General features: G+C 39.4%; 19 protein-coding genes and 1 pseudogene. All 20 read right to left on the bottom strand.

All coding sequences use genetic code 11. The annotated features are described in order from the left end of the window. Nucleotides 1-2 precede the first annotated feature (2 nt). Nucleotides 3-590, bottom strand: a complete 588-nt coding sequence (locus PLH26_RS01900) for an acyltransferase (protein WP_324584283.1) — start codon at nt 588-590, stop codon at nt 3-5. Nucleotides 591-1,276: 686 nt separating this feature from the next. Further along, the gene (locus PLH26_RS01895; RefSeq protein ID WP_324584282.1) at nt 1,277-2,440 is read right to left on the bottom strand and encodes a hypothetical protein; all 1,164 of its coding nucleotides are present in this window, start codon (nt 2,438-2,440) and stop codon (nt 1,277-1,279) included. A gap of 176 nt (nt 2,441-2,616) precedes the next feature. Beyond that, entirely contained in the window at nt 2,617-3,783 is a 1,167-nt protein-coding gene (locus PLH26_RS01890) for a glycosyltransferase (RefSeq protein WP_324584281.1), read from the bottom strand. Further along, nucleotides 3,780-4,961: a hypothetical protein gene (locus PLH26_RS01885; protein WP_324584280.1), complete on the bottom strand. Its 1,182-nt coding sequence runs from the start codon at nt 4,959-4,961 to the stop codon at nt 3,780-3,782. The genes PLH26_RS01890 and PLH26_RS01885 overlap by 4 nt, the downstream gene beginning before the upstream one ends. Nucleotides 4,962-4,979: 18 nt before the next feature. Continuing rightward, nucleotides 4,980-6,113, bottom strand: a complete 1,134-nt coding sequence (locus PLH26_RS01880) for a glycosyltransferase (protein ID WP_324584279.1) — start codon at nt 6,111-6,113, stop codon at nt 4,980-4,982. An 82-nt stretch (nt 6,114-6,195) separates the two neighbouring features. Then, a complete protein-coding gene (locus PLH26_RS01875) occupies nt 6,196-7,338 on the bottom strand; it encodes an O-antigen ligase family protein (RefSeq protein ID WP_324584278.1) in 1,143 nt (380 codons plus the stop codon). A gap of 63 nt (nt 7,339-7,401) precedes the next feature. Next, nucleotides 7,402-8,121 (bottom strand): hypothetical protein, encoded by a 720-nt coding sequence (locus PLH26_RS01870; protein ID WP_324584277.1) that lies wholly within the window; start codon nt 8,119-8,121, stop codon nt 7,402-7,404. A 125-nt stretch (nt 8,122-8,246) separates the two neighbouring features. Next, a complete protein-coding gene (locus PLH26_RS01865; protein ID WP_324584276.1) occupies nt 8,247-9,812 on the bottom strand; it encodes a nucleoside/nucleotide kinase family protein in 1,566 nt (521 codons plus the stop codon). Further along, the gene (locus PLH26_RS01860) at nt 9,813-11,285 is read right to left on the bottom strand and encodes a lipopolysaccharide biosynthesis protein (RefSeq protein ID WP_324584275.1); all 1,473 of its coding nucleotides are present in this window, start codon (nt 11,283-11,285) and stop codon (nt 9,813-9,815) included. Nucleotides 11,286-11,445: 160 nt separating this feature from the next. Beyond that, complete coding sequence (locus PLH26_RS01855) at nt 11,446-13,818, bottom strand: GumC family protein (RefSeq protein WP_324584274.1); 2,373 nt, start codon at nt 13,816-13,818, stop codon at nt 11,446-11,448. 41 nt (nt 13,819-13,859) lie between these two features. Continuing rightward, nucleotides 13,860-14,639 carry a polysaccharide biosynthesis/export family protein gene (locus PLH26_RS01850; RefSeq protein WP_324584273.1) on the bottom strand — a complete coding sequence of 260 codons (780 nt, stop codon included), beginning with the start codon at nt 14,637-14,639 and terminating at the stop codon, nt 13,860-13,862. 87 nt (nt 14,640-14,726) lie between these two features. After that, nucleotides 14,727-15,920 carry a glycosyltransferase family 4 protein gene (locus PLH26_RS01845; protein ID WP_324584272.1) on the bottom strand — a complete coding sequence of 398 codons (1,194 nt, stop codon included), beginning with the start codon at nt 15,918-15,920 and terminating at the stop codon, nt 14,727-14,729. Nucleotide 15,921: 1 nt separating this feature from the next. Then, entirely contained in the window at nt 15,922-17,067 is a 1,146-nt protein-coding gene (gene wecB, locus PLH26_RS01840) for a non-hydrolyzing UDP-N-acetylglucosamine 2-epimerase (protein WP_324584271.1), read from the bottom strand. Between the two features lie 21 nt (nt 17,068-17,088). Then, entirely contained in the window at nt 17,089-18,207 is a 1,119-nt protein-coding gene (locus PLH26_RS01835; RefSeq protein WP_324584270.1) for a polysaccharide biosynthesis C-terminal domain-containing protein, read from the bottom strand. 88 nt (nt 18,208-18,295) lie between these two features. Beyond that, complete coding sequence (locus PLH26_RS01830) at nt 18,296-19,315, bottom strand: polysaccharide biosynthesis protein (RefSeq protein WP_324584269.1); 1,020 nt, start codon at nt 19,313-19,315, stop codon at nt 18,296-18,298. Between the two features lie 159 nt (nt 19,316-19,474). Next, nucleotides 19,475-19,646 (bottom strand): annotated as a pseudogene (locus PLH26_RS01825) (DapH/DapD/GlmU-related protein); the annotation flags it as partial. A gap of 427 nt (nt 19,647-20,073) precedes the next feature. Then, entirely contained in the window at nt 20,074-21,147 is a 1,074-nt protein-coding gene (locus tag PLH26_RS01820; protein ID WP_324584268.1) for a glycosyltransferase family 4 protein, read from the bottom strand. After that, complete coding sequence (wecB, locus tag PLH26_RS01815; protein ID WP_324584267.1) at nt 21,144-22,250, bottom strand: non-hydrolyzing UDP-N-acetylglucosamine 2-epimerase; 1,107 nt, start codon at nt 22,248-22,250, stop codon at nt 21,144-21,146. The genes PLH26_RS01820 and wecB (PLH26_RS01815) overlap by 4 nt, the downstream gene beginning before the upstream one ends. A gap of 25 nt (nt 22,251-22,275) precedes the next feature. Further along, on the bottom strand, nt 22,276-23,586 hold the full coding sequence (locus PLH26_RS01810; protein WP_324584266.1) for an O-antigen ligase family protein: 1,311 nt from the start codon (nt 23,584-23,586) through the stop codon (nt 22,276-22,278). 5 nt (nt 23,587-23,591) lie between these two features. Further along, complete coding sequence (locus PLH26_RS01805) at nt 23,592-24,983, bottom strand: oligosaccharide flippase family protein (protein WP_324584265.1); 1,392 nt, start codon at nt 24,981-24,983, stop codon at nt 23,592-23,594. Nucleotides 24,984-25,003: the final 20 nt, after the last annotated feature.

Here is a 25,003-nt window from a genome sequence, read left to right as displayed (position 1 = left end):
TTTCAAACGTTATTTTGAATTTTGCTTACAATGTTATTTTCCAACCTATATTGTTGCTGCGTTTCAGGACAAGTGGCCATATTGTTCTCGTCAAAATGCAGGCGATGTCCATATTCACTTACCCATCCGATTTGCTTCGCGGGATTACCCACTACCAATGCGTAGTCGGGTATTGTTTTTGTAACTACTGCACCTGCACCCACCATAGCATATGCTCCTATATCATGTCCACAAATTATTGTGGCGTTGGCTCCTATTGATGCGCCTTTGCCCACATGGGTGTTTAAATATTGTCCCCTTCTATTTACCGCACTGCGGGGATTTATTACATTCGTAAACACCATGGAAGGGCCTAAAAATACATCATCATCGCAGGTAACGCCTTCATATACAGAGACATTATTTTGAATTTTCACATTTCTTCCCAAAATGACGCCCGGTGAAACAACAACATTCTGTCCTATGTTGCATTTGTCTCCAACCTTGCAACCAGGCATAATATGAGAAAAATGCCAGATGTTGACTCCTTCTCCTATTTCTGCCCCTGCATCAATAACCGCAGAGGGGTGTATAAAAGTTTTCTTTTTCATGATTATTAACGAACAAATCAGCAAAATTCTTGTCAAAATAATCCGGAACCTCAAAATAACGGAAGATAACGGTGTTTTGAGATAATCGGTCTCTTTTTAATTTTATAAAGATAGTTCAGGCTGAATTCCAAATTCTGAATGTTTCTTAAAACTGGCACATTTGATACCTCCTCGTGATGGCAACATTGAAATATCATCAATAATCTAAACTGAAGGGACAGGCTTTTGCTGCAGATGAGAATTTTTGAATCATATATTACGGGCCGTTTTGTTAGGCATGCCTGTAATAGTAGTTTAAAGCAATGAATAATTTATGTTGAACCTTGCCGTGTCTGTTATTGTGGGGGATCGTTCACGACGGTTAATATTTTACTCATTCCGGATTATTCAAGATTGAACCGGGTTGGTAAACTGTTGCCCTAACGTTTCCCTAATGTGCGGTTGCAAGGGTATGAAAAAGTATGCCCTCCGCGCTTTGTTTTCACAATAACGATTAGAAGAATAATTTAGTTTAACAGGTGTATGACTCATCTGTAAAAAGTTCCGCACAAGAAGTTTTGAAAGGCATCGTAAGGCACAGATCGGGATTCCTCAGATTTCCTCTTGAGGCGTTTTTGAATTCTATTCGTTGTGGGGTTCCAAAGATGTTCGGCGAAGATATTTTATTGCAATAGTTAAGCACCTATCTAGGAATTTCGTAAATGTTCAATTAGAGCGAGATTGGCATAGTATTCCATTTCCTGGGTGTAGCTTTGTATCAAATCCTGACGGCGAAGCGCAAAATCAACGTATATATTCCGGGTTTGATCATCAAACAGCCCCAGTTGAACCCACCCTTCGCACTGGGAATTTCCCCATCCGGGTCTGCTTGTGGAAGCAGTTCCGTCTACATTATCGGTAAACGTTACTGTACTCTGTTGGAACATAACCTGCTTAACCGTATTACAGAAAGCCAAAATGTTAGCGTCGGTCCAATTGGGGTTGTTGTATCTTTTCGCCACTACAATATAAGCTATCACATGATTTCCATGCGAAACGTCCTGAATAGTAGAGGGGGATGCTGCCTGAGCCTGGGCGCCCTGTACATCATCCCAGGTAGAATTCCAGGTATATGCATCCGGAAATTCTGTGTTGTATTTCAGGTTTCTTTTTAAAAGTAGATCAAACATGTTTACCACGTCCTGGCACTGTGTTTTAATTTCCGCCTTATCTGTAAGTTCTTTGAGAAAGAGCCCTACATGGGCCCAGTGGGATCCCATGTGAGTCCTCGATCCCAGAAAGGTTGCATAGGGAACCGCACTACTGCGCATGCTCCTGCTGATCCATTTTTCCCAAATATTTTTCTCTATAAACTGGAGAGTTGAATTGTACCAGTCCCTGTTCCTGTCTGAACGATCTTTCCACCCCGTTTTCTTTATTTCATACAGGAACTGCGTAATATAGCGAAAAAGATACCCTTCATACAACTCTGCTTCGCTGTAATATGTAGACCCCAGAGTTCTGCATATCCATCCGAGATAGTCATCCTTTAATTTATATTTGTTTCCCGGGATTGATTTTGTTACCGCAGCGGTAGACAATACATTATTGATAATTTTTATTTCATCATTTAGGTACTCTTCATTTTGCGTAGCTACATACATATTCATCAATGGTGCTACCATATTATTTAAGCGCATGAAATCGTATTGGTCGCCTGACGCACTCAGTTGCAGATAGTATTCCCTGTAAGTGCTTTCAGACGTGCATAAACTGGTGTATTTCAGATCAAAATAATCAACCCAGTTTTTTTGAGACTGAACATTTGAACAAGCGCACAAGGCTATAGTAACAATGAGCAATATTTTCATATAGTATTTGGTGATCAGGTTCAGGTATGTAAATGGTCACATGTTCCTTGTGTATAACGGATTTTATTCTCTATCAACAATCGGGCCGGGAATATATTATCAGGCAGTTTCGGAAAACAATTGAACATCGGTTTTCTTGTACCTTCTTTTGATAGGAATGGGTTCACAATTATTTATCACAAATGCGATGTTCCGAAGCCTGATGAAAGTCTGTAGGTCTCCAAATATTCTTTGGCAATCAGCTGCCAGTTATGATTTTGTTTTATCAATGGAATATTAATTTTATAACTATCGAAACTCTCATACAGCAACGTTAGCTTTTCTTTTATTTCTTCTGCATCTCCAACAGTTACCGCTTCTCCAATTTTTTCACTGTAAAAGCCATCAATACCTTCATTTTTTTGATACATAACGGGCAGCCCTTGTAGCAAGGCTTCTACGTATACCAAGCCAAAAGTTTCATGCTTTGAAGGCATGGCAAAAACGTCACAATTTCTAAAGCGTTTCAGCAATTCGTCTTTATCAAAAATTTGTCCATAATATTTAAATATATCCGGGTACTGATGTACATTGGCTATTACCTCCTTTGCTTTTTTGCCTCCTCCTCCAACAATATGCAGTTTAATATGCTTATTGTTTTCCAGGCTTAGACGGCGAACTGCTTCTTGCAGGGCTACTATATTTTTACTCTTCGTAAACCTTCCTATAAATAAAACATCAAAAGTGTTGTGGTTCCGAATTTTCCGGGAGTGCGCTGCATTTTCTATCCAGTAAGGATCCACTCCATTGGGTATAATCCTTATTTTTTTTTCCAAATCTTTTTTTATAGTTTGAAGAGAATTTTGAGACAGAACCCTTTCCCTGTACGAGGCCGCTATCAGAATTACTCCTGTAGCCCTGTTAAGAATTTTTTTTCCAAAAGGTCTTAAGTAAACCAGCATTTTCTGAAAGAGATTCAAGTCTGTGTTTCTGATAGCCGTGACATACGGGATATTGTATTTTTTTGATAAAAGGTAAGCAACGCCTCCGTCGCTATACCAGGTATGTGCATGAAGAAGATTAACCTGGGTGAGGTTTACTTTTCGTTCTATATCTGCCAGAATTTTTTTGATTTTCAGAGGGTATAAAATCCTGTCGGTGGTTTTATTGAGTATATGCGAATAGATTATCCGGGAGTTTGTATTTTTAAGCTCAATCTTGTTTTTATTAATCAATCCGGCATCTCTCACAGGGCAGTAAATGATTTGGGTCAGGCCTTCCTGGTCTAAAGCGGTAACGAGATTTTTATATACCGCGGAGCCGGCGTAATCGTTAGCTAAATGTAAGATATTCAAGCTATTCATTTGTCGGGTATGATTTTATACAGATTGGCTTTAAACTGCAATTCCTGATTGTATTTTTTTAACATCCCGCTCTTCTCAAACTTCTGAAAAATTACTTTTGTCTCCTCGTCGTAGGCTGCCAGTTTCACCCAGCCGTCACCAACAAAATTCCCCCAACCTTTTCTTTGTATGTTAGCCGAACCATCCACGTTATCCCGAAATCTGTTGTGTTGGGCATCATAGATAATTCTTTTTAACGTAAAAGACAGCTTTTTAATATCGTTGAGGGTCCAATTCTTACTCTCCATGACATATGCCGAAATAATATAGGACACCACATGATTTCCATGGGAAACATCCTGTATGATGCTTTCTGATGACTTGCCGGCAAAACTACGTTCCACGTTATCGTATGTAGAATTCCATATATATCCGTCCTGATATGCTCTCAGATTTCGTTTCAAAAGAGTATCATATTGCTGTATCAAAAGTGTGGTTTGCGATTTAATTTCGGGATTGGCTGTGACAGCATTCAGGTACAATGCCAATCCTGCCCAATGAGAGCCCATATGGGTTCTGCTTCTAAGAAAATAGCGGTAGTGATTTTTATAAGATGAAAAGCTCCTTTTATACCATTTAGTCCAAATATGCTCTTCAATAAATGTCAAGGTATTGGTCCACCAGAACTTATTATATGAACTTTCCATCCAGGCTGAGTTTCTGACAAGAAATAAAAACTGCATGATATAAAAAAAGGAATAACTTTCATATAAAGGTACTTCTTTGTGGTAGGTACTATTTGAGGCTAATGAAATCCAGGACTTAAAACCATCTCTGAATAGAAGATTTCCCGGAATGTCTGAAGAGGTTTGAGCGGTTTCAATCAGATTGTTGATCAATGCTACCTGCTGATTGATCCAATACGTTTCACCGGTACTCTGTATCATTGCGTTAATCGCGCCTATGGTTTTTCTCAAAGCCATGAAATTATAAGCATCACCACTTTTGCTTTTATTCCATGCCTTTTGTTTTTCAGTAATATTGGACTTATTAGGGAGATTATATATGATATAAATAGGGTTGTTTTTATCAACAAAGTCTTTGCCCTGCGATAAACAACGAAAAGCCATAAAGAAAAACAAGCATATTATCAGACTTCTCTTTATATGAAGAGTTGTGTGTCCATTGCCGGAACGCATACAACAAATTCCTTTTTTTTATTGATTTTCATTTAGTGTTTTCGTTAACAATGAGCTTATTTTCTGTGCTCTGTTTTTCAGGGATTGCTCTCCTGTTTTGAGTTTTAGGGTCTCTGCCATAGACATTCGCACGTCGGGCCGGGATTTCAGTTTCTGGATAGCCCCGGCTATCTCATGTATATTTAATGGATTGATTAATATTCCCGTTGTTTTATCAATTTGTGTTTCCACGCTCGTACCCAAAGAGCTGACAACAGGAATGCAGCAGGCTTTTGCTTCCTCAATGGCATTGCAGTGTCCTTCAGTGAGGGTAGGCAGTACAAAAATGTCGAAAGCGTTATAAATTTCAGGCAGTTGATAGTTGGGTAACGGTGGTATGGTTTTGGTAAATTCATTGGCAGTTAAACCTTCCCTTCCACCCACACAAACCAGTTGAATATCCTTATCGTTCAATTGCTTTATGGCTTCAATAATTCGGTTGGGTCCTTTTCGGTGAATAAAATTACCAACAAAGCCCACAACAAATTTATGAGGTGAAATACCTGTTTTTTTTTTGCAAGCCTCTTTGTTTAAAGGTTTAAACAAAGAATAATCCACCGCATTAGGGATCACCGTCATTTTATTTTCATTAAATCCCAATGCCATCAGGCCTTTTTTATTTGTTTCTGATACACAAATAAAATGGCTCGTGCAATCCTTTAATCCTTGTAAATCCTTTTCCCAGGCTTTTGAAGATATTGGATAAGAAGATTCTCCCGAGGCGATCACTAAAGGAATGGAATGTTTCTTGGCGTACGAAAGAGCGGTCAGGGCGTTGGATATAAAATGAGCATATATTATACCCGGTTTTCCCGGTAAATTTTTTAAGCTTCTGTTAACAGCTTTTGAAATGAAAAACCGACTCCAAATTTGAGTGTTTATACCTAAAAATTTTTTATTGCTAAACGAAAAATATACGGGCCTGTACACCTTACATCGTTCTTTACCATATCCATCTTTAGAAATAGAATTGAACAACTCGCGTACTTTAAAGGGTGCAATCACTGTTATGTTGTGGTAATTACTCAACTCCTGAACTAAATTATAAACAAAAACTCCTTTGTTCGGCTTTCTGCGGGAAGGATAATTATCAGAAACAACTACGAATTCCATATTTTGATGCTTATTTTTTATAAACCAGAGATTGTATCCTGTAAAAGATGAGTTTGTATTTTTTGGCCCCAATCTCCAGATATTAAGTCATATTTTTTTTATGTGTAGCTAATAAATAAGGAATAATCAATATCTGCATATAAGCAAAAGAGCTCATGTACCACCGGGAAGTAAGTGAGGTAATTAGCACAATGCATATCACTAATATCAGCATAATTTTTTTATCTTTTGACCAGCTCTTTTTGAAAATCTGTGAGAAAAGTAATCCGAATAAAGCAAAATACACTGATAATCCTAACAATCCAAAGCTTATCAGCATGTCAACCCAATCATTATGGGATCCATGAACTGAATACCGGCTGGATGCATTGTATCCATAACCAAACAAATAGCGTATCAAGCTATCAGATTGATACCAGACCTCCAGCAGAATTTTGAAAAGATCATCTCTGCCAGAAGAGTTTCCTTCCAGCATGCTTTGCATCCGTTCTATCAAATACTGGTTTTGCATATATAAATCATATCCGAAATAGCCAACTGCAAAGAGCAAAAAGAGGGAAATGATATAACGTTTTATTTTTGATTTACTTTCAGAGGTATATAAATATTCAAATACAATTAAACCCAGCGCTACGATCCCGCAAATGATAGCAGCTCTTTTAGCACTTTGAATCATGAAAAACCAGATGATCATCAGAAATAAAAAGGAAAGCACCTTTTTTCTAAAGAGAAAAACAAAGGGCAACAAACCTATAAACAAATACACTGTATTATCAACAACCTCATCTTTCATTTGTTCTAATCGAAGCGCATTGATAGATTGATTGAATTTCAAGATCAAAACAGGCAACAATGTTAAAAAAAACGCGATCAGATGCTTGCGTGTTAATATTTCTTTTTCTGAAAAATAATAAAAGGGGAAAAAAGGTAAGAAGTTTAAAAGCACCATTTTAAGCGTACTGTAATCAGCATAATTACCGTATATAAAAAAATAAAATATATACATAACCAAAAAGAGTAGCCAAACCTTCATAATAGAAGTAAATTTCTTTTTGGTCAGTAACATTTTTAGAAGATAATAGAAAGAAATAAAAAAGATAATGACCAGTAAAGCCTGCCCCGACGCTTCCCCGCTGGGAAGCAATACTCCCTGAGAGTAATACAATATAATCAGTATTAATAATGTAAAACAGTTAAATTTATCTCTGGTTTTTTGCGATCCCATTTCCTGACCTCTGATTTGAATTATTGCTAAAGAAAGGCTTTAAACTATTTTTTACATTCCTGGTCAACTCTGATTTTCAACTTTAAGTATATTGTTTGCAAGAATATACGCTTCTTCTTCCGAAAAAATACCACAGCTTAACTGTGGCCAAAAACGAAGATCATCTAATCGCTTAATCATTCCTATATTATTGTCGATAACAACGGGGATATTTTGATACCCCAATGCGGAAAGGGCGTAAGCTCTGTGTTTTCCCGCTTTAACGATAAAACACCATTCATCATCATCTCCTGTTAAAAAATACCCCCTGATTCCTCCATCACTTAAGTAAGGTTTTTCTTTGTATCCCTGTTTTTTTATACTCTTAAAAGTTCTTATCATACGGTTCAGCTCAATTTCTCCCTTCTCAGCATCAACAGGACCGAAATCAGTATAGCCGGCAGATATATCAATTTGTTTGCCCTCCTGCCTGTTCTCGTTAAGGGCAATTCTTTCTCTTATTTTTAATATTTCGGTAACATCCTGATTATCCCATGGAAGAATATACCCGTAGGCTGGTATCTGTTTTAATTGCTCATTATCGCTTAGCCTAAGCACTTCACAGGCATTTTGGGGCATATAGCTTTCGTAATATGCTTTAATAAAAGATGAATTGTAATCAGAAGTTTTGTTATTGCTATAGTCAACAATTGTTTTTACAAACGGATTTCTGCTTTCTTCCAGTGTATGCCACAATTGGGTACGGCATTTGGAAGTTGGGATATCCATTAATAATAGCGGCATCGTTCCCATTTTAACTGCAGTATATGCCATCGTGAGAGGATGTACGGTGTCACCTCTCAGATCAATAATGGTTGATTTTCTTAATTGAAATCCCATTTTGCCTATCGAAGACCTTATATACCTGATCATTTATTGAATGAGTGCTGAGAAACGGTTAAGGATTTTTTATTTACACTATCGTATTTGCTGATCTGCTCTGAGAGCGCATTTAAAATTGCTCCCTTAATTTCGTGAACCGGTTTATCAATATCTATGTTGATTACTTCAGTAGGGTGATCAAATTGCAGATGAATAATTCCATCTTGCTTTTTTTTGATTTCTTCTCTGCTCATTTCCGGTCTTCTTGATTCTAATACATCCAGGGAACCGGTCAGTTTTATTACAAGATCTGGATAGATTTGCCTGGCAAGTTTATAACATGAAAGCTCATATCCTGACAGTAACCTCAAAATGAAATTTGAACTGTTGGCATTTGCATATAATTTGGGTCCGTCATTGTATCCTTGTATGCTTGTTTGCGGGTACCGGTCGCAGATGACTATACATCCCCGCTTCCTTTCCTTATCAATACGTTTGAGTCTGTTCTTCTTTTCAAAGGCTAAAGAAACGGATTTTATGGAAACAATGAGTTGCTTAAACAGACCTGCCCGGGGAATGTTTTTTTTTAACCCGGCATCTCCGGTTTTAGGAGCATTTTTATTTTCAGACTTACCGGAGGCGTTAAAGCTTGTACCGAGTTTTATGATCTTTGAAATCACTTTTCTTTGAAAACTCATTGGTCCGTCGCCTGAACCCATATACATAAACAATACATCTACCTTTTTAGACAATTCTTTGGTGATCTCCTTCGTCTGTGTTGATTTGCCTGCTCCGTCAGACCCCATCAAACAAAGGATAACCCCCTGATGAGGTAAGTTTCTTTTTGGGAATTTGGCTGGAAATCGGAGCCGTTTTGCCAGTTTAATTTGCATGCGTTTGATAAGATGTACAGCTTTAAGATAACCAACCCGCTGCGGCGACAAAATCCTATGCGGAGAAAAATACGGTTGCAACAGTTTTTTTAAAGAAACAAAACGCTTCTCGTTGTGCTGTCTATCGAGCCTGATCCGTTCAATTAAATCTGCCATTTCATTGCTCAAAGCCGCAGACGACAACAACTTTAATTTTGCCGGATCAACCTGATCGTACAACCATCCCGCTTCGAGATTAAAATGTTTAGAAACGGAAAGGTTTGATTTGCTATCTATTGTATTATGCTTAAAAGCTGTTCTTACCACAAGCAACAGGTATTCTACTTCAGCAGAAGATCTGTAAATATTGAAATGGGTGTCGAATACTTTGTTGTCTAAAATCAGGCTTTCCCATGGCAGATGATAGCTCTTGATTCCCACTTCTCCAATATCCAGGTTGAAGTGCGTATGCACATGTACGATTTTTCCCACTTCTTCATCAAAGCCAATATAATCCAAGATGCCTTTATATTTACGGTACCATACTGCTTCAAATAAATGGAACTTATTTCTTTTTAAGGTTTCAATTACGCGTTCTTCCTGATTTTTATCAAAAAGAATATCCAGATCCGTATCGCCGTTCACTGCGGCGTCTAAATGTTCATTGCTTTTCCAGTGACAATAGTTTATGTCTTCGGAATTTAAATCATCTAATAACCGGTTAACAATCTGTAAAGCCATTTATGATCTTTTAGTAATCTTTTTAAGAACCCCTTTAAAAGGCAAAACAGCCAGGAAGCTTAGTTTGTTAGAAAAATAATAGAACAGAACCATCAGTCCAATCCCATAAGTACCATAAGAAAACAATAGTACCATAAAATCAGATGCTATGAATTGGCGCACCAGGAAGATAACCGCAATAAAAACAACACCCAGCAGTACGGCTATGTGCAGTTCCGGTAGCGTTTTTTTTAAAAAATAAATCCAATTTATTTTTAGGATGCTGAGGCTTAAATGAATCATCAATATGTAGTTCATTGTTACCGCAAATAAGGTTCCGAAAGAAACTCCTATGATTCCCCAGCGGGATCCTATATAACATCCGAGTATTACACAAACAGCATATACAAACTGACGTTTAGCCCTGCTGTATACGTTGCCTGTAGCCCGGCTCAAACAATCGCCCATTTTATATCCCATTCGAAATACCAACCCTGCTGTTAAAATCTGGAGGGGAATAACCGTATCGGACCATTTACTACCCAATAAAACGTTAATTATTTCCTTTGAGCTAAAAATTAAAACGCAGGATATGGGAATACAAAGGAATGAGATCATCTTAGAACCATTAATAAAGGCTTCAATTAACCTATCATGCTGGTTTTGTCGGGCAGCCATTGCCGGGAATAAGGCTTTATCTATAGAGTCACCGATCAAACCAACCGGTTTAACCATTATCGAATATGCCCTGCTGTACACCCCCAATGCATCCGGCCCCAGATAACGCCCGGTAACGATATTGTCTCCCTGCAGCGCTAAATAATTAAAAAGCTTTGCAATTGTAAATCCTCCTCCAAAGTATAATAATTCCTTTGTTTCCTTCTTGCTGAAGCTGGGTGTTATAGAATGTTTACATTTTATAAAAGTAAGTATACATTTGAGGAGGGATTGCACCAATTGTCCGATAATAAGAGACCAGAGTCCAAAGCCATAGAAAGATAGTATAATTGCAACTACACCATATCCCGCCAAATAAGAAATGAAATTTATTTTAACCAGTATTTTTTGCTTCATCTCCCGGAGCAGCAAAGATTGAGAAACCGTTGTTATCCCCTCAATTATAAAAAGTATTGATATTATTTTGAGGACGTCCCGGAGTTCCGGCATTTTAAAAAAAGCGGCTAATAAGCCCGAACATAGAAATACAGTGAGGAAAAAGATCAGGCTCAATATCAGTGAAATAGTAGAGGCAACCCTTATATGCATTGGGGTGAGATTATCTTTTTGAACCAACGCCGGACCTACTCCCATCTGGCTTAGTAACTGAGAGAGTCCAACTACTACCAAAGCGGATTGCATTATGCCAAATTCAGCTTTTGAAATCAGCCTGGCAAGAACAAACAATACACCGAGTTGCAGGAATGTTTGAAATATGGTTCCCCCAAATTGCCAAAAGAAACCCTTAAAAGTTTTTTGCGTTAAATTTGCTTCCATTTATAATTATAATTATTCCCGTCAGACCGTATTCCATGCATTCAAATTGTTGCCTGCTTTTTTTTATAATATCTGCTTTTGCCGCCCCATAAATTTTCTAACCCATCTTTGATTTGTGGTGATATTCGTGTATATAATATGAGTAGGATCCCGGCTCATATTATTTTTTCTTTTTTTGAGGTGCGTCAAAGTATTCTGTATATCCGTAGCCGTATCGTTTATAACTGTTGTAGCTGTTTTTTTCGCCGACCCTGTTGATAACGGTATAGAGCGGTTGGGCGGGGTTGTCGGTCATTTTTTTATTGAGTTCGTGCATCACCCATTTAAAAGTAAATCCCTGCCTGAGCACTACAATGGTGATATGGGCGTGAGCAGCCAGCAGTGAGGAGTCAGTAACGAGTCCATAGGGTGGGGTATCGAAAATGATGTAATCGAACTTTTTATTGAGTTCCTCCATGAGTTGCTTCATATTATCGCCCAGGATGAGTTCGGCGGGGTTTGGGGGTATAGGTCCGGCGGGGAGGAGCCAGAAACGCTGTTCAAAGCCGGGCACTTCATGGAGGATATCATTGATGTTAGTGGTGTTTGCGGCGGCCAGGTAATTGCTGATGCCTGCTTCGGAGTGGATATTAACGGCTGCGCTGAGGCGTGGTTTACGCAAATCAAATTCAAGCACCACTACTTTTTTATTGAGCAGGGCATAGCTGGCAGCAAGGTTAAGGCTGGTGAAAGATTTTCCTTCTTCGGGTCTGTGGGAAGTAACCAGGATAACCTTTGGAGAATGCCCTGGTTTTGTAAAGCTGATGTTGGTTCTGATAACCCTGAACTGTTCTGCCACGATAGAACGGCTTCCCTTTTGAACTACAATGGGGGAGGTATCCTTTCTAACATAAGATATCTCTCCCAGTACAGGGGCGTTGCACTTTTGCTCTACTTCATCCTTATCCTCGATGGTGTTTTTGAAGAAATGGATGAGGTAAATAATGGCGATAGGGATGATCAGTCCCAGCAAAAAGGCGATAGCCATAACAAGTACCTTTTTTGGGCTTACGATACCGATGCTTCTGGCTTTTTCAATGCTTCTGGAGTCGGGGATTGTGGAAGCCAGGGTAATGGCCGACTCTTCTCTTTTTTGGAGGAGCAAAAAGTAAAGCTGCTCTTTTACGGACTGGTCGCGCTGTATCTGGACGAGATTTTTTTGTATTTGAGGAATATTCCTGATGCGGGCATTGAGCTCTGCATCCTTGCTGGTAATATCATTTAAAGCGATGCGGTAAGCCTGTTTGAGGTTGCCGATATTAGTGATCAAACTGGCTCTGAGGTTAGCGATCTGGTTGGCGAGGTCAACAGGGATAGGGTTTTTGGGTCCGAGCCTTTCAGCCTGCCGCTCTCTTTCGAGTACCAGCCTGTTGTGGGTCTGTATCATTTCAGCCAGGGATGGTTCGGCAATGCCTGAACCTGAAGGTACCAGTTTGGGATTGTCCTGGTTGGCTTTGAGGTTGCTTTCCAGGGATTCAAGGATGCTTAGCTGGGTTTGCTGTTCGGCTTTCTGAATGTCAACCTGTTTGGCCTGCTCCATATACTGTTGTGCTTCAACCGAAACATCGGTGATGCGGTTACTGCTTTTAAATTGCTGCACCTGTCCTTCCACGGTGCGCAGCTCATTTTCTATAATAGCCAGCCTTCCGTTTAAAAAATCGAGGGTGTTGTTGGTGACTTTGTTTTTATCCTCCAGGGCTTGTTGGTTATAGATATCAATGAGTGCGTTCAATGCGGTTTGCGCTCTTTTGTTGTTCCGGTCGGTAAGCTCCATGTTGATAATGGTAGCTGTTTTGCTTGCCGGTTGAACATTAAGGGCGGCTGAATAGTTGTTAACAGCAACTTTCAGGGGTTTCAGGTACAGCAGATAGTCGTTGTTGAGGTTTGTGCTATCAGCCTTAAAGGCCGGGTTATCGGTTATTTGGAAGAGCAGCCCGTTAATGGAGTACCATCTGCCTCTTGTAAGGGGGAGGTCTTTATTGTGTGCGCCATAGTCAAGGCGCCATTTTCCATTGGGTTGGCCGCTGATCCCCCATTGCAGCGGCTGGATAATGGTGTCGGGGTTGGCAATGCGAATGATCAAAGGGGTCTCTTTGGCGAATACGGATCTGTTGGTAAGGCTGCCCTTTCTTTTAATATCAAGGAAGAGTTGTTCTTTTTTTACCACGTCTTCCATAAGATCATAGCTTTTGAGGATCTCAATTTCATTGTCAACAAGTTTTCCTCCGCCCCCGAGATCCAGTTCTTTAAGCAAAGGGTTCTCAAGCAGTCCTGCTCCGCCCTTTTTTTCATCTTTGATCATAATGGAAGCCCTTGCCTTATATACAGGTTCTGCATATCGGTTATAGAGCCATGCGATGGTTAGCGCCAAGGTGAGCGACAGGGCGATCCATGGCCAGTTGTACAGGATCCTGAACAAAGCCTGCCTGATGTCTACGGATTCCTCAGGTAAGTTATTTTGAGGGATTTGCGAAGTAGTGGTATTTGTATGCACTGCCAATGTATTTTAATTAGAGCGTAAATAAAGATGAATATTTAACGGAACCGGGTAAGGGCAACAATAATGAGAGACAGGATACTGGTTGCTGCGGGGATAATGATATTTAGTCCTTCAGCCTGGAGCCCTTTTCGTTTACCGGGTTCTACGAGCACCACATCATTTTGTCGGAGATTATAGAACGGCGAGCGCATTACGCTGCTGTTGTTGAGGTTGAGATGGGCCACTTCCACTTTATCAGCAGCTTTACGGATGACCTTGATATTGTTTCGTTTGGCAAAAACGGTAAGGTCTCCTGCCATACCAATGGCTTCCAGCACATTGATCTTTTCACCTGCTACCTGGAAGGTGGAGGGTCTGTTGACCTCTCCCATTACAGTAACACGGAAGTTGATAAGGGTCACGCTGATAACAGCATCTTTAAGGTATTCGCTTACCACCTTTTTGATCTCTGCCTTGGCTTCATCAGTAGTTAATCCCATCACTTTTACGTCCCCGATAACGGGGATGGTAATGTTACCGGAAGGCGACACGGTATAAACGCTTTGCATGTTCTGTGTGTTGTTATTGTTGCCGGTAATAACAGCCGAACCCATGAGGTTGAACAATTGGGAAGCTTCGGGGCTGATGCTGCTGATAACGATCTGCAACTGGTCGTCGGGCTGCAGGCGGAGGGGATCAAAGGCTGCGGTTCTGACCTGCTGTACCCTGGCATCCTGCGCGGAGTTCAGATCCTGGAACAATGCCAGCTCCTTACCCGTTCGGCACGAACTGAATAACAGCAGAAGAGCAAATAATGTCAGTAGTGATTTATACATATAAGGTATAGCTTTATATTTAAAATAAACTTCGTAACGAAATTTCGGGTATTCATCTGATAATCCTGTCCTTTTTAAAGAATTATTTTATTGATTGGCCCGGGTATGGGTAATGATGGTTTGATAAGCAATGGTTACTGTAAGATATTTAAACAAGTAGTTATAGCCATTTTCTCCCATTTGTTCACGTAATGCGGTATCGTTGTAAAGCCTGTCGAAATTTTGTTTGTATTTTTTCATATCCCCTGTTAAGGACCATAGTCCTGCACCTGCTTTATCCAGCAGGGCTCCATAATCGGTGTTGGCGTCAATTGCGGCCAGCACGGGTATCCTGGCGTTGAAATAGGATAAAGTTTTGGACGGGATGTTGGGAATAGTAAATTTTTCGCTTAATGAAATTAAGCCAATATCGGCACTGCATACCAATTTCTGATAATCCTGCCGTGGAACAGCATCTTTTATTACCAAATTGGTTAAGTTGTAATCTGCTGCCATTTGTTCGAGGTGCTTCCTTCTGGTGCCGTTCCCCATAACCAAAAATACAATCTGATCTTTATGCAAGTACGCACGGGCGAGACTTACTATATTTTCTACTTTTTGGGGTTCACCAATATTCCCTCCAAAAATGGCCACATACTTTCCTTCTAATCCGTATTGCTTTCTTATGGTTTCATCTTTTTCGCGCAAGGGCTCCGCCTTTTGCCAGTTGGGCAGGAGAAGGAGTTTACGGGCATTAACTTCGGGATTATGGCGCATGATATAATCTATATTGCCCTGCGACATACAGCCAATGTAATCAGAATAACGATATAGCTTTTTTTCCTTTTTTCGGAAATAATTAATAAGAAGCTGATTTTTCATCATCCCCAGATCACGCGCATTTTGCGGGAAAATATCGCGCAGTATAAGATACGATTGCAATGTGTATTTTCTTTTCAGCCATGCCACGATGTCTACAAACGTTATGGGTGGCGTGGGTGTTATGATCAGGTCGAATATGCGTTCCGATAAGTATTTTTTTATCGCCCTTCTGAACTGGTAAGGCATCCGCACGGTGGCAATTCCCTTCAGCAGAGGGTGTACGTTAAAAATTTTTTGTGTTTTAACCCGTAATACGTCCACATTCTCTTCCTTTTGTAAAGCAGTGGGTTGACTTTCTTTAGCTGCGCTTACTACCGTTACTTCATGCCCGTTTTTAACGAATTCACCTACCAGGTCTGCATATAAATTCGACGATTCGCCTGGCTCGGGATGGTATAAAAGTAAGAAGAGTACACGCATGTTAACAGTTTTGCCAGGTTACCCTTTTTATGTAGTCTACGTATGATATGATTATTCTAACTACCTTATCGGAAACGTTGGGCATTGTATAGTCTGGAACCTGCCTGAAATTGCGGGGTGCTCTTTGCTGGTATTCCAGTTGCTTTAATCCCTGGAGTATCCGATCCGGGTTCAGTCCTACCATCATTACAGCGGCTTCCTCCATCGCCTCTGGCCGCTCATGTGCTTCCCGGATATTTAATGCAGGGAAATTGAGTATAGATGATTCTTCGGAAATGGTTCCGCTGTCGGAAAGAACCGCTTTTGCATTTACCTGCAGGGATAAATAGTTACTGAGCCCAAACGGCTTTTGTAGCTTTACCAGATCATTAAACGTGATATTCTTTTCTTTTATCATATTTCTGGTTCTGGGATGCGCAGATACAATTACAGGCAACCGGAAAGATTCTGCGATATTATTCAATGATTTAACAAGGTTATTGAAGTTTTTTTCAGCATTGATGTTCTCTTCGCGGTGTGCCGACACAACGAAATAGCTGTCTTTTTCGAGCAAAAGTTGCTGAAGTATATCGGATTTTTGAATTTTGGGCATATAGTGATGAAGCACTTCATACATGGGGCTTCCTGTTTTAATTATCCTGTCGGGAGGCAGCCCTTCCCTGAGCAGGTATTCCCTTGCGATATCAGAATACGTAAGATTGACATCGCTCACATGGTCAACTATTTTTCGATTGGTTTCTTCAGGCACGCGCTGATCAAAGCAACGGTTGCCGGCTTCCATATGAAATACCGGTATCTTTCTTTTTTTTGCAGGAATAGCGCATAAGCAGCTATTGGTATCTCCCAGTACTAAAAATGCATCGGGCTGCTCCTTTTCAAGGATGGGATCAATATTGATCAGTATTTGGCCTACGGTTGTGGTGGCATTTTTACCTGCGGCGTTTAAAAAATAATCTGGTCTTCTGAGTTCAAGATCTTCAAAAAAAACCTGGTTCAATTCATAATCGTAGTTCTGCCCGGTGTGAACCAATACATGATCTATGGCCCCGGATTCGTCTAACTTTGCGAGCACCCTGGACAGCCGTATGATTTCCGGCCGGGTGCCCACAACCGTAAGCACTTTCAGTTTTTTCGTGATTGTATTCATTAAATGAGGGTGTAAAGCTTGTTAAACGGTTTCAAAATAAGTATCCGGGTCGGCAGGATCAAAAAATTCATTGATCCAGAATATCGTATACAATTCGCCGGTGCCGGTATTGGTAATGTTATGTGTATACCATACCGGCATATCCACATAAGACGGCGCATCACCGCTTAATTCGAAGTTGAGTACTTCATCCGTATTGTATTTCCGAAGCTGTATCATTGCGTTTCCTTTTATCACAGCAAACCTTTCAATCTTCCGCGTGTGAAAATGATTGCCTCTTGTAATGCCCGGGTGGGTAGTTGAAAAAGAAACCTGACCTCCCTGTTGTAGTTTTACCAGTTCTACAAATGTTCCCCGGTTGTCGGTATTCTGCTTTAGTTTGTATGGAAAATAATGCTTAAGATTTATATGGCTTCTGAAGGTGTTGAACAGGTCAACACTAAATTTGTTCTGAAGTGAGGGAAATATTCCTTTTTCAAAATATTGGTTTTTAAACTCCTGCAATTTCGATAATATTTGAGATACATAATATTCGCCTGTGTGCTTAACTTTTTGCTCAGGGCTGTGGGTATCATTTCTTATAGCGTCAATAATCACCTTAACCAGTTCATCTATATATATCAATTTAATAAGACCATCCGTTTCAATTTTTGGTTCCTGGTTGCTGCACAACTGGTGACAAAAGGTAGCTACAACCGAGTTGTAAAAGGGTTTGCCAAACGGGCCGAACACATTTGGGATAATGAGTCCCGCAAATTTTCCGCCATGCGCCCGGGCCCAGGCTGCCAGTAAATCCCTTCCTTCCTTCTTTGATCTCCCATAGGGATTATCTCTTTCTTCCTGGGTGGAGGAAGAGAAAATGATTTGTGGTTTGGTCTGTGTTATTTCCAGTGAAGCTACAAGTTTCTTTACAAGGCTGAGGTTGATATCATAAATAACCTGCGGATCCTGGTGCCGGTTCATGCCGGCCAGGTGAACGATCACGTCACATTGCTTTACCCAGTTCTGTAATTGATTTTCGTTTTCAAAAAAAGACCTTTCAAACGGGACAAGCTGGAATTCTTCGTTCAACAGGCTTATGGTATTGAACAGGTATGTTCCGGCAAATCCATTTTGTCCTGTTATTCCAATTTTTTTCATTGCTGCTGTTTGTATCAAAATAATAACGCGTCAGGCTGTAGCCTCTGTCAAAAAGAATACTTTGCCTGCGGTTCGCATATACGTTGTTTCAGGCAGGCATTAAATTTAAGTCCTTTTGGATTATCTCAAGTCTCAATAATAATTTTTTGGTTTCCTCCAGTCCAATTTGATTGGTATTATGCGAATGATAATCTTCTATTTTGGAAACATCCGTATCACCCACCGAAAAGTACTGCTCATAATTGAGCCCCCTGTTATCTGCCGGGATCCTGAAATATTCTCCCATATCAATAGCCTTGGTCATTTCCTCCCTGTTCACCAGTGTTTCATATAATTTTTCGCCATGGCGGGTGCCTATGATTTTAATTTCATTGCTGGCATTGTATAATTCCCTGAGAGCTGTTGCAAGTAGCTCAATTGTAGTAGCCGGCGCCTTTTGTACGAAAATATCGCCTGGCTCTGCATTTGTGAAAGCATACAATACAAGGTCTACGGCATCTTCAAGCGTCATCATAAAGCGGGTCATATTGGGGTCGGTAACGGTGATCGGTTTACCCGTCTTGATCTGGTCAATGAACAGGGGAATTACCGAGCCGCGTGAAGCCATTACATTGCCGTAACGGGTGCCGGAAAGTACGAGCTGTTTGGCGGAAACTGTCCTGGATTTTGCAACCATTACTTTTTCCATCATGGCTTTGCTCATGCCCATTGCGTTAATAGGGTACACCGCTTTGTCGGTGCTTAACACTACTGCATTGTTTACACCGTTTCTTATTGCCGCATCTAAAACATTGGCCGTTCCTTCCACGTTGGTCTTTACCGCTTCAAGAGGGAAAAATTCACAGGAAGGGACCTGCTTCAGCGCAGCAGCATGAAAAATATAATCGACTCCCCTCACCGCATTTTCTACCGAATTGTATTCACGAACATCGCCGATATAAAACTTTACACGTGGATCTGTATACACTTTTCGCATGTCATCCTGTTTTTTTTCGTCGCGGCTGAAAATCCGTATTTCGTTGAAGTTGCTGTTAAGAAACCGGTTGAGAACTGCATTTCCGAAAGAACCGGTGCCACCGGTTATCAGAAGCTTTTTATTACCAAACATTTGATATTGATATTTTATATATTATTATTTATTTTAATAAAATTTCGATCAACCGGTTTGCATTTTCCGGGGTTACCTCTTCCTGAAAAGATGCTATATTTCTTTGAAGAAAATCATCGGAGCGATTCCACCATTCCGATTTTTGCAAAGCCTGTATAATCTCATCGTCAAACCTGTACCTGATTATTTTGGATGGAACGCCTCCCACTATGGCATAAGGCGGAACGTCTTTTGTTACAACCGAATGTGCGGCTATAATTGCACCGTTGCCAATGGTAACGCCTCCCATAATAGTAGACTTCATCCCAATCCATACATCATTACCGATCACTACTTTTTCAGGAACAGAATTAAACAGGTCTTGTTTTGACCAGGAATAACCGGTGCCGTTTTGTATATTAACGAACAGGGGAGAAGTGGAGATGAATCTTGTGGGATGTGATGGAAGCCCTATACATACATCTTTTGAAACAGAACAAAATTTTCCAATGCTTGCGTTATAAATATTGGTGTTGTAACCTATATACGAATAATCAGAAACGACACATTTTCTTAAAATTACAAATCGCTGAATGCGTGATTTATTGGAAATAACTGATTCTTTATCGTAGAACATCAAAATAGATATTTTTTTGTTCTGATATTGTTTTTTCAGGCGGCTAAAACTAAAATAGTTTTTGATCAGGCTACACATTCGTTATCTGATATTAGTAGTATTAGTTGCAAAAGTATAAGCTTTGGCAATGCAAAAATTCTTCCTATTTATTAAGAACATATTCTATAGCATCTCTAATAGCATTTGCCATGTCAGCCGGTTTCCTGAACTGATCATAATGCAATTTTGCATTTCTGCCCATTGCTAAAACTTTTTCCCGATTGTTAATGATCCAGACAATCGTCTTTTTTAGATCTTCATCAGTTCCATTATAGATAAATCCATTCTCGTCTTTTTTTATATTAAAAACTTCACCCCCTGTTATGGCATCAGCACTTGTTAGAAAAGGTACGCCATAGCCCATGCTCATCAATACAGAAAGGCCTGCCTGTGTTGGAGAAATGCAAACCAGGCTCTTTGAAAAGAAAGTTACTAATGTTTTTTGATCATAAATGGCTCCATGAAGGATTACTTTATCCTGTAATTTGTTCACTTCGATCAATTCTTTAAGCGTGCTTTCCATGGGCCCCGCCCCTATAATTTGTAAGGTGGGAAGCGCAATGGTTTTGGTTAGTTCAATGTATGCATTCAGCAATATATCAATGCCCTTTTGTGGATATAGTGTTCCGATGAATAAAAAATCGGTTTTTGAATTTTCTGTTTCAGCTAAATTAAAATGCTCATCAATAGCTACTGTATTATTGGCAACGAATAGTTTTTCGCGTGCAATTCCATTTTCAATATATTTTTTGACGGGATAGCTGCTGTAAAACAGTATGGCATCTGCCTTTTTTGCAAAGAAGAACCTCACCCTGTCCCACGTAGTTTTTGAATCCAGCTTATTTTCATAACTGGCAGACACGCCAATGCCCCATAGTATAAACTTAAATTTTCTTCTTTTTACCGATAAAAGCATTAAGGATATCCACCTCACATTGGATATTGCAATGACAACATCATAATCCCGGGCTAATTTTTTTAAATTGGTCTTATGAAAAAATAGTGGGCCAATATCATATCCCGGAGTATAGATCGTTTTGAAATCAAATTTTTTGCCTACAAAACTTTTATCGGAGTAGGCAACAGTCAGGTCGTAGTGCTGATTTAAAATATCAAAAATTTTAAGTCTGTAAGACCAGACCTTATTATAGATTATAAGTATTTTTTTAGTCCTCATATATGGGTTAACGATAAAAGATGTTTTATTATTCTTGCAGCGGCATGCCCATCCCACAAATCAGGAATACTTCCTTTTTTCCAGTTTCCCCCGAACAATTTTTCCATGGCAGGTTTTATTGCTTTGGGATCGGTTCCGATCAGTTCATTCGTTCCTATCGTAATTGTTTCGGGCCTTTCGGTATTATCTCTTAATGTAAGGCAGGGTATACCCATTACAGTAGTTTCTTCAGTTATACCGCCTGAATCGGTTATTACTGCTTTTGCTTTTTCCACCAGGTAGTTAAACTCCAAATAACCCAAAGGTTCGATCATGTGCAACGATGGATGTTCAATCCCCATGTTTTGAAGGATTTTTGCTGTTCTGGGGTGTACCGGAAAGATCAGCGGCAATCCATGGGAATGCGCAATGATCTCATTCATCAATTGTTTCAACTTTTTTTCTTCATCAACATTTGCCGGGCGATGCAACGTCATAACTATAAATTGGCCCTTTTCCAATCCCAGTTCTTTCCAGATAGGAGGTTGTTGAAACCGTTCCCTGTTTTTTAATAATGTATCTATCATGGTATTACCTACAAGAAAAATACATTCATCTTCAATACCATTTTTTTTTAAATTGTCATTTGCAATGGTAGTGGTTGTAAAAAAATAATTGGTAATACTGTCGGTTACCATACGGTTGATTTCTTCGGGCATGGACCAGTCGCCCGAGCGGATGCCTGCCTCAACATGCGCTACTTTTACATGCAGCTTTTGTGCAACGATGGCGCAGGCCATGGTAGAAGTAACATCGCCAACAACAAGGCAGAGATCGGATTTTTCGTGCAGTAATAGCTTTTCATAGCCTATCATTATATTGGCGGTTTGCTCTGCCTGTGTTCCCCCGCCGGCGCCTAAGTTTACATCGGGATGCGGAATACCCAATTGCTCAAAAAAGCTGCCGCTCATGTTTTTGTCGTAGTGCTGACCTGTGTGAACGAGCCTGTATTGAATATCAGATCCTGCTTGCTGATGTTTTTTGATCGCTTCTATAATCGGTGCAATTTTCATAAAATTTGGCCTGGCACCGGCTATAATATCAATATTTAGATTTTTTTTCATACAAAATTTAAAGAATATTGGGAACTTATATTATGATTAATTTACGCGATAGAGATTTACGTCTGACAATATATTTACCCGCAACGTTTTTATTTTGCTTTTTGGAAAGCAGGGCGGTTGAGAAAATTTCATTTTCACTTCTTGCAAAGGCTGCAACGATAGCCATTGACATCATAAGCCAGCTGGCTGAAAAAATACTTCCGCTAAACATGTTTTGCGTAAAGCATTGAATAAAAAGGACGCTGATCCATGAATATTGCGGAGTATATTTAAAAATATTAAATGATTTTATAAATATAATAACGAGTAAAATAGAAAGGGGAATAAAGCCCAGGAAACCTGTGCATTGCAGTGTTTCAAACAGAATGTTGTGCGGATAAATATCAAAGCCATCCAGTTTTAGCCTGTCCCCCATTATCGGATTATTGACAAATTGATTGAAAGCGTTTTGCCACATAATGGTTCTTACGGCCGATTCATTACCTTCGGCTATATCAGAACCGGTACTGGTAAACCGTTCAATTAAACTACTTCCCAATTCCTCAGAAATATAAATAATTCCAACCAAACCCAATACCAATATTAAAATAGTTCGAAGATTGGTAAATAGATTTTTTTTTATAATTAATATGAAAATGAAGGGTAAAATTAAAGCAATGAGAGAACCACGCGAGGAACCAAGGAAAAATGGAGTAACGGACACTGCGGTTAAAAGCAAAAAGTAAAACTTTTGCCGTAAGGATAAGGGATTTTCCATCCAGTAACTTATTGCAACCCCTATTGTAAGCGAAGAGCAATAAGATAGTGCCAAAGGAGAAAGCATGTCGATATCCGCTGTTTCTGACGTAAGACGACCTACTGTTCCGATATAATTTCTGAAAAAGACAACAGCGAGAACGGCAAAAAGAAAGCCGGAGAACAAAATTCCTTTTCTGATGGCATTATAATCGGTTGTTTTAAATTTTATATTGCTTAGCAACAAAAACGGAATCATGTCAAAGGATAAGTAATAGAGTAAGAGTCTTGATGTTCCTAAATAATAAGGCAGCCCTTTTAAAGCGTCGCTGAAGATCCTTATTAAATAAATCAGTGAAAAAAACAGAAAAATATATGTTTCGGATTTTGGCTTTAGCCGGGTGTTTTGTAAAAAAAAAACAGTTAAACATGACAATATTAATAGTCTAAGAGGAATAGAAACGCTTAGAGACAGCGTTCCGAGACCTATGTAGAAAAGAAGCATCAGGCATACATAGTATCCGATGAAGTTTAAAAATGCGGCCGTAAAAATATATTTTCTTCCCATTGATTTATTACTTCTTTCCCATAATGGCTGCACGTATCTTATAAAGTATTTATTGTCATTTTTAGAGTGGGCATTTGCCTAATGCTCAAAACAGAAAGTACAATGAATAATGCAAACAAGCCTCCGCTTGCAAGCCATAATTCATGGATCATAAAATTTGCATATAGTACTGCCGCGTTAACAAAAAGGAACAGTATAGCAATATATTTCAGGTAATTCCGGGAGATACCTGAAGCCTTTATTGCCCAGGCATTGCCTGCTAACGCTAAAAAAATATAGGTCAAAAGGGTGCTAAAAGCTGCTCCTGTAATCCCCCATTTGGGAATAAAAAAGATATTCAGCAGTATGTTTAAAATGGCTGAGCCAATAGTAGAAAAAGCGATAAAAGCAGTTTTATTTAACACGGTAAGTTCGTAATTGCTGATATGGTAAAAAGGCATCATCAAATGCGCACCCAGTACAATAGGTAAAACGGTAAATCCCGATAGGTAATCTTCTGAAATAAAATGAAATGCAAAATACTTTGTGCCGATCAAAATAGCGATGCTGAAAAGTGATGCGCACATTAATACGAAGGTTAAATAGAACTTAAGGATTGCATGATACTTTTTCTTGTCTGCGGAAAATTTGTAAACCAAAGGTTCAAAGTAGGTACCTACAGATCCATAAAAGAAAAAGATACTGCTCCCCAGGGAATATGCAAAAGTGTATATGCCAAGTTGGCTTTTGTTTAAATAGCCTTCCACGAAAAAGCGATCGGCGTAACTTAAAATATTGCCACTTAATGCATGAAATATCAGCGGTAATCCAAAAACGAATAAAAATTTAAGATTTTTATCAAAAACAAATATCCTTTTAAAATTAAAATGAGAAAATATGTCTTTATAAAATAAAAAGATAAATATAATACCTGCTGTCAGGGATCCGTAAATATAACCGAGGCCGTTACCTGTATAAAAACAAATACCAATAACAGCCACCAGTTTGGTAACGGCATACCATAATCTTGATTTTCTGAAAAAAGCGGGATTGTCCGTTGCCAGTGCATGCGAAATCATTAGCCCTGAAAGGTTATAAAATAATAAACTTATGAACAGAAAAAGAAGGTGAGGAAAAAAACTGATCCCCATGATCTCTTCCCTGAAAAGAGAAATAATGATGCAAATGAGAAAAACGCCTAATACTGATAATATATTTAATTGCAAAGCATAAGGCAGCATCTTTTCTTTGAAGGTAATGGTGTGGCGCAGGATGGCTCTTCCCTGCCCCAATGTTAAAACGGTGTTCATTATGCCTTCTATGGCAACAAGCAGCCCAACAACCCCATATTGATCTGTTGGTAAAAAGAGAGGCAGCAAAGCTATGGTCAGCCAATTCAGACCTTTGGCAAATCCTTCTATTCCTGCATAGGAAAAGAATTTTTTATACATCTTTTTTTATCATTGTCCTT

Origin of the sequence: Agriterribacter sp. (assembly GCF_035444585.1) — a bacterium.
Lineage (GTDB): Bacteria > Bacteroidota > Bacteroidia > Chitinophagales > Chitinophagaceae > Agriterribacter.
The sequence above is the reverse complement of the archived record's forward strand: the minus strand, read 5'-3'. Positions and strand labels throughout refer to the sequence as shown.

Coding starts and splice junctions, on each gene's coding strand:
- PLH26_RS01900 (WP_324584283.1), bottom strand. CDS start 590: ATGAAAAAGAAAACTTTTATACACCCCTCTGCGGTTATTGATGCAGGG.
- PLH26_RS01895 (WP_324584282.1), bottom strand. CDS start 2,440: ATGAAAATATTGCTCATTGTTACTATAGCCTTGTGCGCTTGTTCAAAT.
- PLH26_RS01890 (WP_324584281.1), bottom strand. CDS start 3,783: ATGAATAGCTTGAATATCTTACATTTAGCTAACGATTACGCCGGCTCC.
- PLH26_RS01885 (WP_324584280.1), bottom strand. CDS start 4,961: ATGCGTTCCGGCAATGGACACACAACTCTTCATATAAAGAGAAGTCTG.
- PLH26_RS01880 (WP_324584279.1), bottom strand. CDS start 6,113: ATGGAATTCGTAGTTGTTTCTGATAATTATCCTTCCCGCAGAAAGCCG.
- PLH26_RS01875 (WP_324584278.1), bottom strand. CDS start 7,338: ATGGGATCGCAAAAAACCAGAGATAAATTTAACTGTTTTACATTATTA.
- PLH26_RS01870 (WP_324584277.1), bottom strand. CDS start 8,121: ATGCCGCTATTATTAATGGATATCCCAACTTCCAAATGCCGTACCCAA.
- PLH26_RS01865 (WP_324584276.1), bottom strand. CDS start 9,812: ATGGCTTTACAGATTGTTAACCGGTTATTAGATGATTTAAATTCCGAA.
- PLH26_RS01860 (WP_324584275.1), bottom strand. CDS start 11,285: ATGGAAGCAAATTTAACGCAAAAAACTTTTAAGGGTTTCTTTTGGCAA.
- PLH26_RS01850 (WP_324584273.1), bottom strand. CDS start 14,639: ATGTATAAATCACTACTGACATTATTTGCTCTTCTGCTGTTATTCAGT.
- PLH26_RS01845 (WP_324584272.1), bottom strand. CDS start 15,920: ATGCGTGTACTCTTCTTACTTTTATACCATCCCGAGCCAGGCGAATCG.
- wecB (WP_324584271.1), bottom strand. CDS start 17,067: ATGAATACAATCACGAAAAAACTGAAAGTGCTTACGGTTGTGGGCACC.
- PLH26_RS01835 (WP_324584270.1), bottom strand. CDS start 18,207: ATGAAAAAAATTGGAATAACAGGACAAAATGGATTTGCCGGAACATAC.
- PLH26_RS01830 (WP_324584269.1), bottom strand. CDS start 19,315: ATGTTTGGTAATAAAAAGCTTCTGATAACCGGTGGCACCGGTTCTTTC.
- PLH26_RS01820 (WP_324584268.1), bottom strand. CDS start 21,147: ATGAGGACTAAAAAAATACTTATAATCTATAATAAGGTCTGGTCTTAC.
- wecB (WP_324584267.1), bottom strand. CDS start 22,250: ATGAAAAAAAATCTAAATATTGATATTATAGCCGGTGCCAGGCCAAAT.
- PLH26_RS01805 (WP_324584265.1), bottom strand. CDS start 24,983: ATGTATAAAAAATTCTTTTCCTATGCAGGAATAGAAGGATTTGCCAAA.